The organism is Acinetobacter sp. WCHAc060025, assembly GCF_004209355.1.
Classification (GTDB): Bacteria; Pseudomonadota; Gammaproteobacteria; order Pseudomonadales; family Moraxellaceae; genus Acinetobacter; species Acinetobacter wuhouensis.
In genome coordinates this window covers 79,720-96,179 of sequence record NZ_SGSX01000014.1, presented here as the reverse complement: position 1 = coordinate 96,179, position 16,460 = coordinate 79,720, and the positions used below count along the sequence as shown (strand labels likewise).

The following is a 16,460-nucleotide window of genomic DNA, read 5'->3' as shown; positions in this document are numbered from 1 at the left end:
TGACCCACTTGAAATCCTTGAAAATATCAAAGGTTTTATCGACAACTTAGCCAAAGAAGATCCGAAAAAGGCAGATGCGTTTAAGTCTGCAGTGATGGTACTTGCAGCACCAAACTCAATTGCTTTAGCAACAAATGAAGATATCCATATTTCAGCAGATAAGCAGATTAGTCATAGTGCAGGGGAAAGTATCAATATCTCTACACAGAAATCATTGATTGGTCATGCAAGTTCTAAGATTAGTTTATTTGCAGCGCAAGAAGGTGCACGACTTTTTGCAGGGAAGGGTAAAATTGAGGTTCAGGCACAAGGTGATGCACTTGATGTGATTGCACGTAAAGGGATTCAAATTATTTCAACTGAGGATACGGTGTATATCACTAGTCCGAAAGAAATTAATCTGACTGCTGGTGGTTCTCAAGTCAAAATTAATGGTTCTGGAATTTTCCCAACGACAGGTGGTTTGTTTGAGGTGAAGTCAGGGCAGCAGAAGTTTACGGGGGGGCAAAAATTAAATTATGTAGTGCCTAATTTACCTGTTTCTACTCCATTATTTAGTAATAAGGTTGATATAGTAAATATTTTTCTTAAACAAAATTTTGAAGCACTCAAATTTTCAGCAGTATATGAAGATGGGAAAATAGTAAAAGGTAATTTAGATTCTTTTGGAAGGACAAGTAGAATAAGATCGAATAAAAATGAAAAGGTTAAAGTCCTAATCGGTGGTGAAGATTGGTTCTATTATGCAAGTAGATTAGGTGGAACAAAAGAAGAGGAAACATATATAAAGTTCGTTAATTTTAATGGGGAACCAATTGCAAATTTAATGTTTCGGTTATTAGATGAGAAATCAAATATATTGATTTCCCTTAAAACAGATTCAAATGGAGAAGCTAAATTTATTTCAAATAAGGTAAAGCAACCTTGTATAGCAGTTAAGAGATTTAATAATTCGGAATTTAAACCAATGTTTAAAATTGAAAGTGAATTTATTAGGGAGTTGATTTTAATAAGTCCTAAGGTTTTGGTAGATATAGATTTATTAGAGGAAGGTGCAGGTAAAGGTAATTATCTTCGTAGTTATTATGATGAAGAGGAGATATAGTTATGATTTATAAGTCACGGCTTAAAGTTATTTGTAAAGATGATAGTTTAATTAAAAAAGTAACGTATTCATTTGTGAATGAAACGACAAATAAATCTACACATAATAATTTTAAACTAGATTCAAATAATTGTACGCAAGTTTTTGATTGTGGAAAAAATGATGTGGTAAAGTTTTTTATTTATATCGATAAAAAACTTCATATGAGAGTTAGGGTAAAGCCTACTATAAATGGGCGTTTTTTAGATTCAACATATTATTTACCATCATTATTCGATAATAAAAATTCTGGAAATACTAAAAATTCAAATGGTAATGCAGTTTTTGTTCCATATTTAACTATGCAACACTATGAGGATGCAAAAAAAAATAAAGAAAAACAAGAACAATCTAAAAAGGATAATAAGGAGAAAGTTGAGAAAGCTGTTGAAACTGTGACAAATGCAAGTAGTGCTGTAGGTGTAATGCTTACGGGGGCAAAAGTATTTGAAAAGGACACTTTTCATTGGGGGGTTATTCATACTAATGGACCACAATTAGCTACCCAAAGAATGCAAGAGGTTTTGAGATTTAAGATGTATCATCATAATAATGATACAAATAGAGTATTTAATGGAAATCAACACATTAAAGTGCAAAAAGTAAAACCAATTTTAGATAAGTTAGATGAAGTCAATGGGCATGTTGATAAGGTTGGCAGTATCAAAGATGGGCTTGAAATATATGGTTTGGTTAAGGAAAAGGACGCGGAAGGCTTATCATCAAAAGTAGGAGAATTGGCTGGTGGTAAAGCAGGAGAGGCTGTTGGCGCATCCCTAGCAGGAGTTTGTACTAGAGCAGCAATTAGGGAAATTACAAATCCAAGAAATGCACTTGTTATAGGAGCTGCATGTACTGCTGCATATAATTATGCAGGGAGTAAATTAGGTGAAATTTCAGGTAAAGCTATAGGAGAAACAGATCAAGGGGTTAAATTAGCAAAAGGAGTTATAGATGCTGTGGTAATCTTGGATAAAATGGAGACACAAGCTGCTGAGAAAGCACAAGCTGAAAGAGTTAAAAAAGATCCAGGATTGGAACATCATCCTGCGTATGCTGATTAAATAGGTTTTAATTATGAAATTATATAATATTATTTTTGTTGTGATATTTGGATTGGTTATAACAGCTTGTAATAATCACACTAATGTTGATTCGAAAATTCAAAAAAGTGATAGAAGCAGCGAAGATTTATATACTGAAGCTGAGAGCTACTATCTAGGAATTAATGGAAAGAATAAAGATTACGAGAAGGCTTTTGTATCAATGGAGAAGGCAGCAAATCTTGGTAATAGCAAAGCGCAAATTGATTTAGGGCAAATGTATTATGATGGGGTAGGTACTGCTAAAAACTTTGAAAAAGCATTTATTTTGTTTGAGAAAGCTGCTAGTAAAGGCGATGCTTCTGCAATGTATAATTTAGGTGTTATGTATAAAAATGGAAGCTATGTAGAGAAAGATAATAGTAAATCATTGTTTTATTTGGATGAATCAGCAAAAAAAGGATTTGCTAATGCACAATTTTCTCTAGGCACTATTTATTTGCAAGGGGATGGTATCGAAAAAAATGTAGAAAAGGGAATTAAACTATATGCAGATGCTGCGAAGCAAGGTCATAAAAGAGCTAAATTTAATTTAGGAAATTACTACCTAACGATTGACAAAATTCAAGAAGCAAAAAAAATATATGAAGAATTAGCGAATGAGAATTATGGTGAAGCCCAATATAACCTCGGTTATATCTATCAATTTAACTTGAATGATCTTGCTAAAGCTGAACATTGGTACAAATTGGCGAAATTAAATGGTGTTCCCGAAGCTGATGTTGCTTTAAAAGAGATGGGTTATTAGGTATCAATATGCTTTTGAGAAAGATAGTCCTTTCTTAAAAATTATTTTGATAATAAAGTAAATCTAAAGTTGTAAATATGAATAACTTAGTTAAGTTCGAAGGTCGTATTGAACAATTAGAAATTTATTATGGAATGATGAGTGCATTAGATCCAATTGGTGATAGCCAAATCCTTACTTCAGCAGCTCTAAGTGGATTAACAGAAAGTGCTACACTGGCAGCGCAAACAGTATTTATTGCTTCAAATAGCCGTTTAAGTGTACATTCAATAGTTGCAAAAATTGATGGAAAAATTTGTATTGCAAAATTTCATCGTGCTTTGTTAGAGCAAGATGAATATGTCATTTGTGCAGCAAAACAACTTGAAGATAATTTATATGAGTTATGTGCAGTGTTAAGTCCTAAATCAGGACTGCTGCATATGCAAGTTGGTATGGGAGCTTCAAAAAAAACTTATACTGCTTCAGCAATCAAAGATGCCAGATTAATTTATGTGGGAACTGTTCTTTTAGCAATTTTGTTTTTTATTTTTGTTATTGACTATAGCATAGAAAATTTAGTAATTTGGGGAAGTGTTTTATTTATATTCTATTTTATAATAATATTTGTAATGAAAAATGTAATCTGTTCATTATTGCATTTATCTGAAAAATCAGAAGAAATTTTCGAAATATATGGGTTTAAAAATCCGAAAGAAGTATTTTTATTACCTAGTCGACATATCAGTCAGGAACATAAAGTTTTGTTAGATGGTGTATTTGAATATCGTCAAATTATAGAAGAAGATCCCTATCCTGAAAGTTATTTACAAGACAAATAATAAAAGCCCCGCAGGGCTTTTATTCACAATAAAAATCAAGACAACGACTTAATCGGACTACCACCCAAAGCTTGCATCAGAGTCACATAAGCATTGTATTGGCTCTGCTTAGTTTGCACTAACGACAAACGTGCATTACGTGTGGTTTCTTGTGCATCCAATAAACTTTTCAATGCAATTGCACCATTACGATAACGCACTTCTGTTAAACGCTCAGTCTTTTCTGCAAGCTCTAAATTACGTTGTTGCAAAGCCACTTGCTTGTCCAACTCAGTGCGATTCGAAAGTGCATTTTCAGTATCGGCAAAAGCTTGATATAAAGTATTGCGATATTGAATAATGGCTTTTTCATAATCCAATTCACTGATCTTTAAATCTTTTTGCATATCATTATATTGTAGAAAAGGTAGGCTTAAACTTGCACCTAAAGTCAACGCAGGATTCTTCAATAAATTCGCCAAAGACGTGCTGGTCGAACCCAGACTTCCAGTCAAACTGATTGAAGGGTAGTAACTGGCTTTAGTTGCATCCTTGTTGGCTAAAGACTCACGTAAACGTAATTCCGCAGCTCTTAAGTCAGGACGACGTGACAAAATATCTGCAGGTAAACCAGCAGAAATATTTGGTAAGGCTATACGCGGTAATTTTTTCGGTTCTTGGATATTCAACTGTTGAACAGGAATTTGCAATAACACCGCTAAGGCAGTTCGTGTTTCAACCAATTGTTGTTCAATCTGACTTAAACTGGCTTTTTGGCTTTGAACAGATTGTTCAGCCTGAGTTAAATCCAAACCAGAAACTGCGCCAACTTTATATTGAGTACGGACCAATTCATAAGTTTTTTGCGTTGAAGCAAGGCTTTGTTGCGCTGTGCTATAACGCTCATTGAGATAACCCAATTGCCAATATAAATTTGCCGTTGTACCAATCAAGGTTTGACCAGTGGCTTGTAAGTCTTGTTCGGTGGCTAAAGATTCCCACTTAGCAGCTTCAGTTTGACGTGCTAATTTTCCAAACAAGTCAACTTCATAACTCACGCCCGCACTAAGGGATAGCCCTTTTGCAGAATCATCACCAGAATTTAAATCAAATGAATGTCCAGTTGAAACACCTGAGCTAACACGAGGACCTTGCTGATCACGTGCCAAACCCGCTTTTAAACGCGCAGTTTGTAAATTAATCCCTGCCACAGCCAAGTCAGCATTTTTTTGAATGACTTGATCAACCAATTGATTGAGTTGGGTATCACCAAACAATGTCCACCATTGGTCTGCATACAAATCGGTTTGGATCTGTTTAGATTTGGCATTGTCATAAGCAAAGCCACTTGGCACTTGTACCGCAGGCGCTTGATAAGGTGTTTTGACCACTGCTGCACAACCGACCAACGAACTTCCAAGAATCAAGGCAGTTGCAAGCTTCGTTAAATTCATTTGCATTATATTTTCCTTATTCTTTAATCATTCACGTGAAAGTGCATCAACAGGGTTCAATTGCGCTGCATTGCGTGCAGGGATAAATCCAAACACTACACCGATCAAGGTTGAACATACAAATGCAGCAATAATCGAAGTCGTTGAATACGCCATTTGGAAACTGCCTTTGGCAACATGGCTAATCAATTGTCCAATTCCAAGAGAGAGTAGCACACCCAGAATTCCCCCTAAGATACAAACAAGGATTGCTTCAATCAGGAACTGTTGCAGGATATCACTTTGACGTGCACCCACAGCCATCCGTACACCAATCTCTTGAGTACGTTCAGTGACTGAAACCAGCATGATATTCATGACCCCAATACCACCAACAACCAGTGAAATCACCGCAATTGCAGACACCAATAAAGTCATGGTTTGCGTAGTTTGCTCAATGGTTTGGCGAATACTGTCCGAGTTTTGCGTAAAGACATCTTGCGCACCATGACGTTGTTCCAACAAACTGAGAATGGCATTTTCCGCAACCGCAGTCGGATAGGTATCTTTAACACGGACAATGATGCTCCGCACATTGGCTTGACCGAGCATACGACTCATGACAGTTGAGTAAGGTAAATAGACATTTAAACTGTCAGAATTTCCCATCATGCCTTGTTGGGCATCGACCACACCGATAATTCGACTTGGTACACTACCGAGTAAAATCACTTGTCCGAGTGGATCAGTACCATCGCTGAAAAAAGTATTTTTGGTATTGGAATCAATCACCACATCTTGAGCTTGTTGGGTGACACTTTGTTTGTCAAACGCTTGCCCTGATGTAAATTCTAACCCTCTGACATTAAAGAAATCATTGCTGACACCATTCACAGTCGCTGAGGCTTCAGTATCTTTAAAACGCGCTGTGACACTGCTATTTACCGTTGGACTGACGGCTTCCACATAAGGCTGTTCAGAGAGGGCTTCAGCATCGGCAGGAATCAATGTTTTAAATTGTGCAGTTTTGGAGTTGTCACCAAAGCCACGCCCTTGGAATACCGTAATGGTATTGGTTCCCAAACTGCTGATATTTTCCAAAATTTGCTTTTGTGAACCATTTCCGAGCGCGACGACAGATACTACCGATGCAATCCCGATAATGATCCCGAGCATGGTGAGGAATGTACGCATACGATGCGCATTCATGGCCAATAAAGCCATGTTAAATGCTTCAGTAAAACGATCTATCGCAGAACGCCATTTCGATGATTTTTTGCGATTTACCTTAGATTCCGGTTCGGCGATAACCTCAATTTCATCATCATGCTGTGGTGTATTGGGGTTATCGGCAATGATATTCCCATCACTGATTTCAATAATACGTGTGGCATTTTTTGCCACATTCATATCATGGGTAACCAAAATGATGGTATGACCTTTGGCATTCAGCTCGCGCAGAATCCGCATCACTTCAACACCACTATTCTTATCCAATGCACCTGTTGGTTCATCGGCAAGAATCACATCACCACCATTCATTAAGGCGCGGGCAATAGAGACACGTTGTTGCTGACCACCTGAAAGTTGATTGGGACGGTTCTGCGTCTTTTCACCTAAACCCAGCTCAGTCAAAATTTCCTGTGAACGTTGTTGGCGCACAGACGGATCCATCCCTGCATAAATCGCAGGAACTTCGACATTGCCTGCCGCAGTTAAGTCACCAAGCAAGTGGTAGCGTTGGAAAATAAAACCAAAATATTCACGACGCAATTGCGCCAATTCATCAGGCTCAAGTTCACGGGTTTCACGCCCATTGACTTGATAACTGCCTGAAGTCGGTTGATCTAGGCAGCCTAAAATATTCATTAATGTAGATTTACCTGAACCTGATTGCCCGACGATGGCAACCAACTCTCCAGCATAAATCTTGAGATTGATACTCTTTAAAATCTGAATCGTAGATTCACCAGCGGGGAACTCACGAATCAGATTGCTCACCTCTAATAATGGGCGATTACTCTGATTGTTTTGATCCATCTTTAAAATCTCATCCCACCACGGTTACTACGTTTTGCAGAATCATTCGAGGTATCAGAGCCATCGGCAATGACCACTTGTTCGCCTTCTTTTAGACCACGAATAATTTGCGCCGTAACACGGTTGTTTAAACCGACTAAAACTTGTTTACGTTTTGCAGAACCATCTGCTTGTAAGACACGAACAACGGAAACAGAAGCTTTGCCTTGATCAATCAATGCTTTTTCATCGGCAGTCAATTCTAAACGTTCAGGGCGATCATCAGATTTTTTAGCATCTTTATTCGGAGCAGAAGCAGATTTGGATGAATCAGCACTTGCGCCATTTGCATTGGAACTGTTGCTAGATTTAGCTCGTTGTGGACGATTTGAATTTTGCAAAGCCGCTGCTGGAATTGAAAGCGCATTCTTCACATCAGCCAAGATAATATAAACTTGAGCAGTCATATCAATACGTAATTTTCCATCATCATTTGGCACATCAAACAGTGCATTATAGTAAATTGCGGTGCTTGATGATGAAGAAGAGTTTGAGCTTGTTTCGGTATTGATTGATTCAGGTGCAGGCTCAACTTGACGCAAAGTTGCATAACGTTTTTTCTCGCTATCACCCAAAGTTGTGAAATAAACCTTTTGTCCTTCCTCAACTTTCATTACATCTGCTTCAGAAATCTGAGCTTTGATGGTCATGGTGTCTAATTTAGCCAATTTTACAATGGTTGGCGCACTTTGATTGGCATTTACCGTTTGACCTTCTTCGGTCACAATTGCCACGACGGTTCCATCCATCGGAGCGCTAATTTGGGTATAACCTAAATCTTCTTTGGCAGTTGCGAGGGTTAAGCGCGATTGTTCAATTTGCGCATTCATCGATGCAATCTCGGCTTGAGCAGTTTTAAATGCAGCTAGAGCACTTTCATATTCCGCTTTTGATGTTGCATCCTGAGCATACATATTTTTTTGACGATTATATTCTGCTTCTGCTTTGGCTAAGTTGGCTTGTTTGGTGGCAAGTTGAGCTTGCTGATTTTTAATACTTGCTTCTGCTGTTTTTAAATCATTGGTCTGACGAACAGAGTCAATTTGTGCAATCAGTTGACCTTGTTTGACTTGGTCGCCCAATTTCACATACATCTTTTTCACCTGACCAGAAACCTGTGCCCCGACACTGACCATTTTTGTGGCTTCTAGATCACCTGTTGCAAGGACAGAGTCTTCAATATCACTACGGGTAACTTCAGCAGTAATGTATTGAGGTTGAACATTTTTAGGTTTGAGGAAGTACCATGCAGCTGCTGCAACAATAGCAAGGCAGACCGCTATAACAATGATTTTTGCAGGTTTTATTTTAGGCATAGCAATAAGTAGGTAAAGTGAAAAATTGATCAAATTATAATGAGTAAATAAGGATAAAGCGTGGATTTTTTTAAATGAATGAAAATGAGAATTATTTTATATAATGATAATATATTGAATTCTAAGCTGATTAGTGATTTATAAATAGCGTTTTTCCACAGAGTTCTGCAATGCATTGCTGAATAATATGCTCAGGGCGCTCTTTGCTGATACCTTTAATCGCAGCATCTACACGCAATAAAAGCTGTGGCCATGTTAAAAATGAATGTGAATTGAGGCGTCTAAGTGCTTGTTGATACAAGGAAATCTTGGTTTTCCAAATGCCGAGTTGTAAGGCATTTTGCGGTTGCTCATAGAGTTGCATCAATAGACGCATTTCTTTACTGATTGTCCACAGAATTAAACTATCAGGTTCGCCAGATTCTAAAAGATATTGAAAAATTTTTATGGATAAGGCGAGATTCCCTTGGATCAAAGCATCACTGAGATCAAAAGTACTATAGCGAGATTGATCTTGTAAACATTGTTGTAAATGATCTATTTCAATGGTTTGTTGATCAGGAAAAGTATCTGCGACACGCATTAAGCTGTTTTTGGCAGCCAATAAATTATGTTCATGGTGTTGTTCAAGCCATGTCCATGCATCTTGGTTGAGTTGGATGCCCAATTTTTCAGCTTCAATGCTTAAAATGCGTTGGCGGTCTTGTGCATAAGTGGCTGTTAATGAAACCACCACGCCATTGGCTTCAACGGTTTGGAAAAAAGCAGATTTTAAACTATTTGAATCTTGTTTCGGCAATACAATGATCAATAGATTATGTTCATTGTGCTGAATATATTGTTTAAGTTGTTTTAGTCCATTGGCATCAGGTTTGATATTGCCATGAACTTCTAAAGCCAGATGTTGAGAAAAAAGTGACAAGCTATTTAAAGCATTAAAGACATTTTTCCAGTCTGAAACACTATTTAAATCATGGCGTTGTCGTTCAATTTCATGCTTTGTCCAACTCTTTCTCAAGGCATCAAGTAGGTTTTGTTCTAATAAAGGTTCTTGACCATGTAAAATCCAAACGCCTCGCGCTTCATCGACGCGTTTAAGGGCTTGTAAATAGTCAAGTTTCATAGAGATTTCTTAAATTTTAATTATTGAGCAACAGATTGAGTTGGTGTAATACGCGCTTTCGGCAAACGATTGGCTGCAATCTGACGTGACATTTGCTGTGCAATATCATCAATCACGATTTGGCTTAGGTATTTATACTGTTGGTCATCCGTGTTAACTGTTGCTACATCATATTGATAACTGCGTGAAGCGTTTAAGGTACGTGGTTCAGTAATCGGATTGCCTTGTTTATCTTCAATTTGAAAAGTCACAGAAAGACGTAAAATCGTTTCAACTAATTTACCATTTAACTCATGGCGCACAGGTTTATAGTCAAGTACACGGAGCACATAAGCATCATTGGCATTACTCAGTTGTACACCTGTCGCAGTTAAGTAGACACTGAGTTTTTTTTCTAAGTCTTCAGTATTTTTAGGCAGTACCAATTGAAGTTTGGTATAAACCAAAGGCGTTGCTTGCGGATTGGTTCCTTTTAAATGGAAACCACAACCGACTAAGCCTGCACTTAGACCCAAAGTTAATACAACTGCTGCAACACGTTGAACTAAATGCATGTGGTGTCCTCAAAATTTCCACAATGGAAAATAATTTAAAAATCTTAAGATGGATTGTAAAGTCAAAGCCCGTTGAATGACAACGGGCTTTGTAGGCTTTTAGTTCCTCATCCAGAAGGAAGAGTAAATTTAATTACCCTCATCCCCTTGCGGAATATATTCCTCATCCCAGAGGGAGAAGGAGTTTCCCTCTCCTTTAAGGAGAGGGTTAGGGTGAGGTATATTTTAAACCACCAAATTCACTAACTTATTCGGTACAACGATTTCTTTCTTGGTTGGACCCGTCAAGAATTGTTGAACTTCTGGTAATGCTTTTGCTTGCGCCAAGATTTCATCTTTAGAAGCATCTACAGACACTTCTAACTTACCACGAAGCTTACCATTCACTTGAACCACGATGGTTTGGGTATTACGAGTCAACGCAGATTCATCTACAGCAGGGAACAATACTGAAGTTAAATCAATACCAAACTCAGCCAATAAAGTTTGGCTTAAATGTGGTGCAAATGGTGCAAGTAAAGTTAATAACGTGATGATTGATTCACGTGCAACCGCAATATCATTATCATCTTTTGCTTCAAACTTATTGTTTGCATTTAACAATTCCATTAACGCAGCAATGGCGGTATTAAATGCATGACGACGTTCGATGTCATCACCCACTTTTTGGATGGTTTCATGCGTTTTACGACGTAAGTCTTGCGCTTCAGTTGACAGTTTTGCTGTATCAATCGCAGCAGCATTGTTGCCTTTTTCAAGGAAACCAGTGGTTAAACGCCAAACACGTTTTAAGAAACGATTCGAACCTTCAACACCTGCATCTGACCATTCAAGAGATTGATCTGGTGGGGCAGCAAACATCATAAATACACGTGCAGTATCTGCGCCGTATTGGTCAATAATCGCTTGCGGGTCGATACCGTTATTTTTCGATTTCGACATTTTTTCTTGACCGCCAACAATCACTTCTTGACCATCACCTTGATATTTCGCAGAAGTGATACGACCTTTTTCATCACGTTCTAGGTCGATGTCAGCAGGGTTGAACCAAGTTTTCTTGCCTGACTCAGACTCACGATAGTAAGTGTCTGCAAGTACCATGCCTTGTGTTAACAAGTTGGTAAATGGTTCATTACCTTGTACCACACCTTCATCACGCATCAATTTGTGGAAGAAACGTGCATAAAGTAAATGTAGGATTGCGTGTTCTACACCACCGATGTATTGATTCACAGGCAACCATGATTGTGCAGCTTCAGGTTTGACTAAACCACCAGTAAAGTCAGGAGAAGCATAACGAGCGTAGTACCAAGAAGATTCTACAAAGGTATCTAAAGTATCTGTTTCACGACGTGCTTCGCCACCACAACATGGGCATGTCGTTTGGTAGAATTCAGGCATTTTGTTCAGTGGATTACCTGAACCATCTGGAACCACATCCGTTGGTAAAACAACAGGGAGTTGCTCTTCTGGCACAGTCACTTGACCACACTTGTCACAGTTGATCATTGGAATTGGACAACCCCAATAACGCTGACGAGAAACACCCCAGTCACGTAAACGGAACTGAACTTTCGCATTTGCCAACGTTTGTGGTTCTAATTTTGCAAGGATTGCATCATAAGCCGCTTGGAAATCTAAACCGTCAAATTCAGCAGAGTTGACCAATTTACCTTCTTTAGAGCCGTACCATTCTTGCCATTCAGTTGAAGAATAATCTGCATCATCAGCGCCTTTGGCATCGATGACTTGTTGGATTGGCAAGTTGTATTTATTAGCGAATTCAAAATCACGCTCATCATGCGCAGGCACAGCCATGACTGCACCTGAACCGTATGACATCAACACATAGTTCGCGATCCACACAGGAACTTCTTCACCTGTAATTGGATGTTTCACCGAAAGACCTGTTGCCATACCTTTCTTTTCAGCTGTGGCAAGATCAGCTTCAGCAACTGAGCCCATACGGCATTCTTCAATAAATGCTTTGAGTTCTGCATTATTTTCAGCAGCTTTTAACGCCATCGGATGCTCTGCTGCAACTGCAACATAAGTCACACCCATCAAGGTATCGCCACGTGTGGTATAAACCGTCAAACCATCCGCATAGACATCAGGTTGTGCAGAAGGGAAAGTGATTTCCATCCCTTGTGAGCGACCAATCCAGTTACGTTGCATGGTCAAGACTTGTTGTGGCCAACCGTCTTTTAAAGTATCTAAATCGTCTAATAATTCTTGTGCATAATCAGTGATGCGGAAGTAGTACATTGGAATATCGCGTTTTTCAACCAATGCACCTGAACGCCAACCACGACCATTTTCAACCTGTTCATTTGCCAAAACAGTTTGGTCTACAGGATCCCAATTCACCGTTGAAAGTTTACGGTAAATTAAGCCTTTTTTATAAAGCTGAACAAATAACCATTGTTCCCAGTGATAGTATTCTGGTGTACAGGTTGCAAATTCACGATCCCAATCGACTGAAAGACCAAGCTTTTTCAATTGGTCACGCATATACGCGATATTTTCAAATGTCCATTTTGCAGGAGCAACTTGATGGGCAATCGCCGCATTTTCAGCAGGCAAGCCAAAAGCATCCCAACCCATGGGTTGCAGGACAGTTTCGCCTTTGAGACGGTGGAAACGGCTAATCACATCGCCAATGGTATAGTTACGCACATGACCCATATGCAGTTTGCCACTTGGGTAAGGGAACATCGAGAGGATATAACGACGTGGACCTTCTACAGTGTCGGCAACTTTAAACGATTTGCGATCTTCCCAGTCTTTCTGGACTTGGGGCTCAATCGCACTTGCTTGATATTCAGGGTCAATATGAGTAGTCATAAATGTATTTGAGCGTAATGGTTAAAAAACTGTGTGCTACAGCATAGCGCAAAATGCACAGAAAAGTGAATTTTGCGCTCGATTTAAGACTGAAAAATGTAGAAATTATTTTTATGCCAACATTGAACTGAAAATATTATCTTGCTTCTGAATTGACAGGTTCTGCTGGGGTGTTGTTTTGAGTTGGAGCGTTTGCAGGTTGGTTTGCAACTTGTCCCGTTTGAACAGGATTTGGTGGAATATTCTGTGGTGCGGTTTGATTGGTATTGGTTTGAGTGCTTGGTGCAGTCACAGACGTTGAACTGCCATGATAACCATAGGTGTTCACTTTGCTTTTACTGCGTGCATTTTTTGGTGGTGGTGTAGTGGTGTAATGCGTAGAGCCTTTGCTATCGACCCATTTATAATACTGCTTCGCATGCGTCACTGTTGTGCTCATCGTAACAGTTGTAAAAATGGCAGAGAGTAAAATCGTTTTTGAAAAGCGCTGAAGTTGTTTCATTTGAAAACCCATTTCCCAATATTATTGTTCAAAACTACAGTTCAAAAGAAATTATAAATCATTCAATTCTGAATATACATGAGATGATTGAGCTTGAATGAAGTATTTAAAATAATGTGTATATTTTATACAAAAATATAAATTTGAAAATAATTCTTTTGCAAATTTATTGGCTTATAAGTCATTGAAAAATTATTTATAAAATGTCAAAAAAAAAGGAATAGTTTTAAAAATAGTCGCTTGGTAAATAATCAATAAAAACACCATGAGAAACCTTGACATTGTTCGCTAAAACTACAAAAATGCTTGCTTTAGTTTCAGATGTTTTTTTCGATCACCCTTCGATTAAGAATATCAAAGCGAGCAATAGCTTTTTCTCTAAGCCGAGAAAGTGACCCATACCGAAAGATGTTTATCCCAACATATTTCTGTGATTCATATAACCCAAACGGTTGTGTGAAGATTTATTTTTCTATTGCTGCAAAAACGAGTAAATATGTGTGCTATAACAGAGCGCACAATCAATGAATGAAACACAGTCTATGTCTCCCATAGTGCTGTGGAAAAAAGATTAGGGTGAATACGTTGGAACTTTTATCTGGTGGTGACATGCTTGTTCGCGCATTAGCGGACGAAGGCGTTGAACATGTTTTTGGATATCCAGGCGGCGCTGTATTACATATTTATGATGCGCTATTTAAACAAGATAAAATCAATCATTACCTCGTACGCCATGAGCAAGCAGCTGGTCATATGGCTGATGCTTACTCGCGCGTAACAGGCAAAACTGGTGTGGTACTGGTCACTTCTGGGCCAGGCGCAACCAACACTGTTACACCAATTGCAACGGCTTATATGGACTCAATCCCGATGGTGATTTTGTCAGGTCAGGTTGCAACACATTTAATTGGTGAAGACGCATTCCAAGAAACGGATATGGTGGGTATTTCACGCCCAATCGTAAAACACAGTTTCCAAGTGCGTCATGCAAGTGAAATTCCTGCAATTATTAAAAAAGCATTTTATATTGCATCTTCGGGTCGTCCAGGTCCTGTTGTTGTTGATATTCCAAAAGATGCAACAAATCCAGCAGAGAAGTTTGCTTACGAATACCCTGAAAAAGTGAAGATGCGTTCGTATCAACCTCCGCATCGTGGTCACTCAGGTCAAATCCGTAAGGCGATTGATGAACTGATTAATGCAAAACGTCCAATCATCTATACAGGTGGTGGTGTTGTTCAAGGCAATGCTTCTGAGCTTTTAACAGAGCTTGCTCATCTATTGAACTACCCAGTGACCAATACGTTGATGGGCTTAGGTGCTTTCCCTGGGAACGATCCACAATTTGTGGGTATGTTGGGGATGCATGGTACCTATGAAGCCAACATGACTATGGCAAATGCAGATTTAATCTTGGCAATTGGTGCACGTTTTGATGACCGTGTGACCAATAACCCAGCTAAGTTCTGTCCAAATGCGAAAGTCATTCATATTGATATTGACCCTGCAACCATTTCTAAAACCATTATGGCGCACATCCCGATCGTGGGTGCGGTAGAGCCTGTACTTCAAGAAATGTTGGTTCAATTGAAACAGTTGAATGTTTCTAAACCAAATCCTGAAGATATTGCAGCATGGTGGTCTCAAATTAATGAGTGGCGTAAGGTTCATGGCTTACGTTATGAAGCGGGTGCCGATGGTGTAATGAAGCCGCAACAAGTGGTTCAAGCGCTTGATCGTGTTACAAATAGCCAAGCAATTATTACCTCTGACGTTGGTCAGCATCAGATGTTTGGTGCGCTTTATTATACTTATGTACGTCCACGTCAATGGATCAATTCGGGTGGTCTAGGTACGATGGGTGTGGGCTTGCCATATGCAATGGCTGCTAAATTAGCATTCCCAGATCAGCAAGTGGTATGTATTACCGGTGAAGCATCGATTCAGATGTGTATCCAAGAGCTTTCTACCTGTAAGCAATACGGTATGAATGTTAAGATTTTATGCTTAAATAACCGTGCTTTAGGTATGGTTAAGCAATGGCAAGATATGAACTATGAAGGACGTCATTCAAGTTCTTACGTAGACTCATTGCCAGATTTTGCCAAGCTGATGGAAGCTTATGGGCATGTTGGTATTCAAATCGATCATGCAGATGAGTTGGAGTCTAAACTTCAAGAAGCAATGGCGATTAATGATAAATGTGTGTTTATCAATGTCATGGTTGACCGTTCAGAGCATGTGTATCCAATGCTAGTTGCTGGTCAGTCAATGAAAGATATGTGGTTGTCTAAAGGGGAGCGTACAGAATGAGACATATTATTTCCGTACTCGTTGAAAACGAAGCAGGTGCGCTTTCTCGTTTAGTGGGTTTGTTTTCACAACGTGGTTATAACATTGAAACTTTAAACGTTGCGCCGACTGAAGATCCAACCTTATCTCGTTTGACTTTGACCACTTATGGTGATGATCATCAAATTGAGAAAATCACCAAGCAATTGAACAAATTGGTAGAAGTTGTGAAAGTGGTTGACTTGTCTGAAGGTGCACACATTGAACGTGAACTGATGCTGATTAAAGTCAAAGCATTGGGTTCAGCACGTGCTGAAATTAAGCGTACTGCTGATATTTTCCGTGCACAGATCGTGGATGTAACACCAACCTGCTATACGATTCAGATTGCAGGTACCACTGAAAAAATTGATGGCTTTATCGATGCGCTTTCTGAGAATACAATCCTCGAAGTTGTGCGCTCTGGTGTATCAGGTATTGCTCGTGGTGAAAAAGTATTATCACTTTAATTTCACTGAC

Annotated in this window: 13 protein-coding genes; 6 read left to right on the top strand and 7 right to left on the bottom strand. The window is 38.8% G+C overall.

The features are described from left to right. The 4 genes from EXE09_RS13085 to EXE09_RS13070 form a co-directional block, all read left to right on the top strand. Nucleotides 1–1,105 (top strand): DUF2345 domain-containing protein (locus tag EXE09_RS13085; RefSeq protein ID WP_130117571.1); only part of this gene is annotated, 1,105 nt, incomplete at its 5' end. A 2-nt stretch (nt 1,106–1,107) separates the two neighbouring features. Beyond that, nucleotides 1,108–2,208, top strand: coding sequence for a hypothetical protein (locus EXE09_RS13080; protein ID WP_130117570.1), 1,101 nt, complete (start codon nt 1,108–1,110; stop codon nt 2,206–2,208). A gap of 13 nt (nt 2,209–2,221) precedes the next feature. Then, nucleotides 2,222–2,995, top strand: a complete 774-nt coding sequence (locus EXE09_RS13075) for a tetratricopeptide repeat protein (protein ID WP_130117569.1) — start codon at nt 2,222–2,224, stop codon at nt 2,993–2,995. Nucleotides 2,996–3,072: 77 nt separating this feature from the next. Beyond that, a complete protein-coding gene (locus tag EXE09_RS13070) occupies nt 3,073–3,816 on the top strand; it encodes a putative type VI secretion system effector (protein WP_130117568.1) in 744 nt (247 codons plus the stop codon). Between the two features lie 35 nt (nt 3,817–3,851). Here the strand turns inward: EXE09_RS13070 and EXE09_RS13065 are convergent, their stop codons facing one another. From EXE09_RS13065 to EXE09_RS13035, 7 genes are all read right to left on the bottom strand, one after another. Next, nucleotides 3,852–5,255, bottom strand: a complete 1,404-nt coding sequence (locus EXE09_RS13065) for an efflux transporter outer membrane subunit (RefSeq protein WP_130117567.1) — start codon at nt 5,253–5,255, stop codon at nt 3,852–3,854. A gap of 21 nt (nt 5,256–5,276) precedes the next feature. Next, nucleotides 5,277–7,268, bottom strand: coding sequence for a MacB family efflux pump subunit (locus tag EXE09_RS13060; RefSeq protein ID WP_130117566.1), 1,992 nt, complete (start codon nt 7,266–7,268; stop codon nt 5,277–5,279). Between the two features lie 2 nt (nt 7,269–7,270). Next, nucleotides 7,271–8,623 carry a MacA family efflux pump subunit gene (locus EXE09_RS13055; protein ID WP_130117565.1) on the bottom strand — a complete coding sequence of 451 codons (1,353 nt, stop codon included), beginning with the start codon at nt 8,621–8,623 and terminating at the stop codon, nt 7,271–7,273. Nucleotides 8,624–8,753: 130 nt separating this feature from the next. Further along, the gene (gene holA, locus EXE09_RS13050) at nt 8,754–9,746 is read right to left on the bottom strand and encodes a DNA polymerase III subunit delta (RefSeq protein ID WP_130117564.1); all 993 of its coding nucleotides are present in this window, start codon (nt 9,744–9,746) and stop codon (nt 8,754–8,756) included. Nucleotides 9,747–9,766: 20 nt separating this feature from the next. Beyond that, nucleotides 9,767–10,300, bottom strand: coding sequence for a hypothetical protein (locus EXE09_RS13045; protein ID WP_068973256.1), 534 nt, complete (start codon nt 10,298–10,300; stop codon nt 9,767–9,769). A 225-nt stretch (nt 10,301–10,525) separates the two neighbouring features. Further along, nucleotides 10,526–13,147, bottom strand: a complete 2,622-nt coding sequence (leuS, locus tag EXE09_RS13040) for a leucine--tRNA ligase (protein WP_130117563.1) — start codon at nt 13,145–13,147, stop codon at nt 10,526–10,528. Nucleotides 13,148–13,283: 136 nt separating this feature from the next. Beyond that, nucleotides 13,284–13,649, bottom strand: coding sequence for a DUF4124 domain-containing protein (locus EXE09_RS13035; RefSeq protein ID WP_130117562.1), 366 nt, complete (start codon nt 13,647–13,649; stop codon nt 13,284–13,286). A gap of 585 nt (nt 13,650–14,234) precedes the next feature. On the opposite strand from EXE09_RS13035, the gene EXE09_RS13030 reads away from it, so the two are divergent. Continuing rightward, a complete protein-coding gene (locus EXE09_RS13030) occupies nt 14,235–15,962 on the top strand; it encodes an acetolactate synthase 3 large subunit (protein WP_068973258.1) in 1,728 nt (575 codons plus the stop codon). Beyond that, nucleotides 15,959–16,450, top strand: a complete 492-nt coding sequence (ilvN, locus tag EXE09_RS13025; RefSeq protein ID WP_068973259.1) for an acetolactate synthase small subunit — start codon at nt 15,959–15,961, stop codon at nt 16,448–16,450. Before EXE09_RS13030 ends, ilvN begins: the two co-directional genes overlap by 4 nt. The last annotated feature ends 10 nt before the right edge of the window (nt 16,451–16,460 follow it).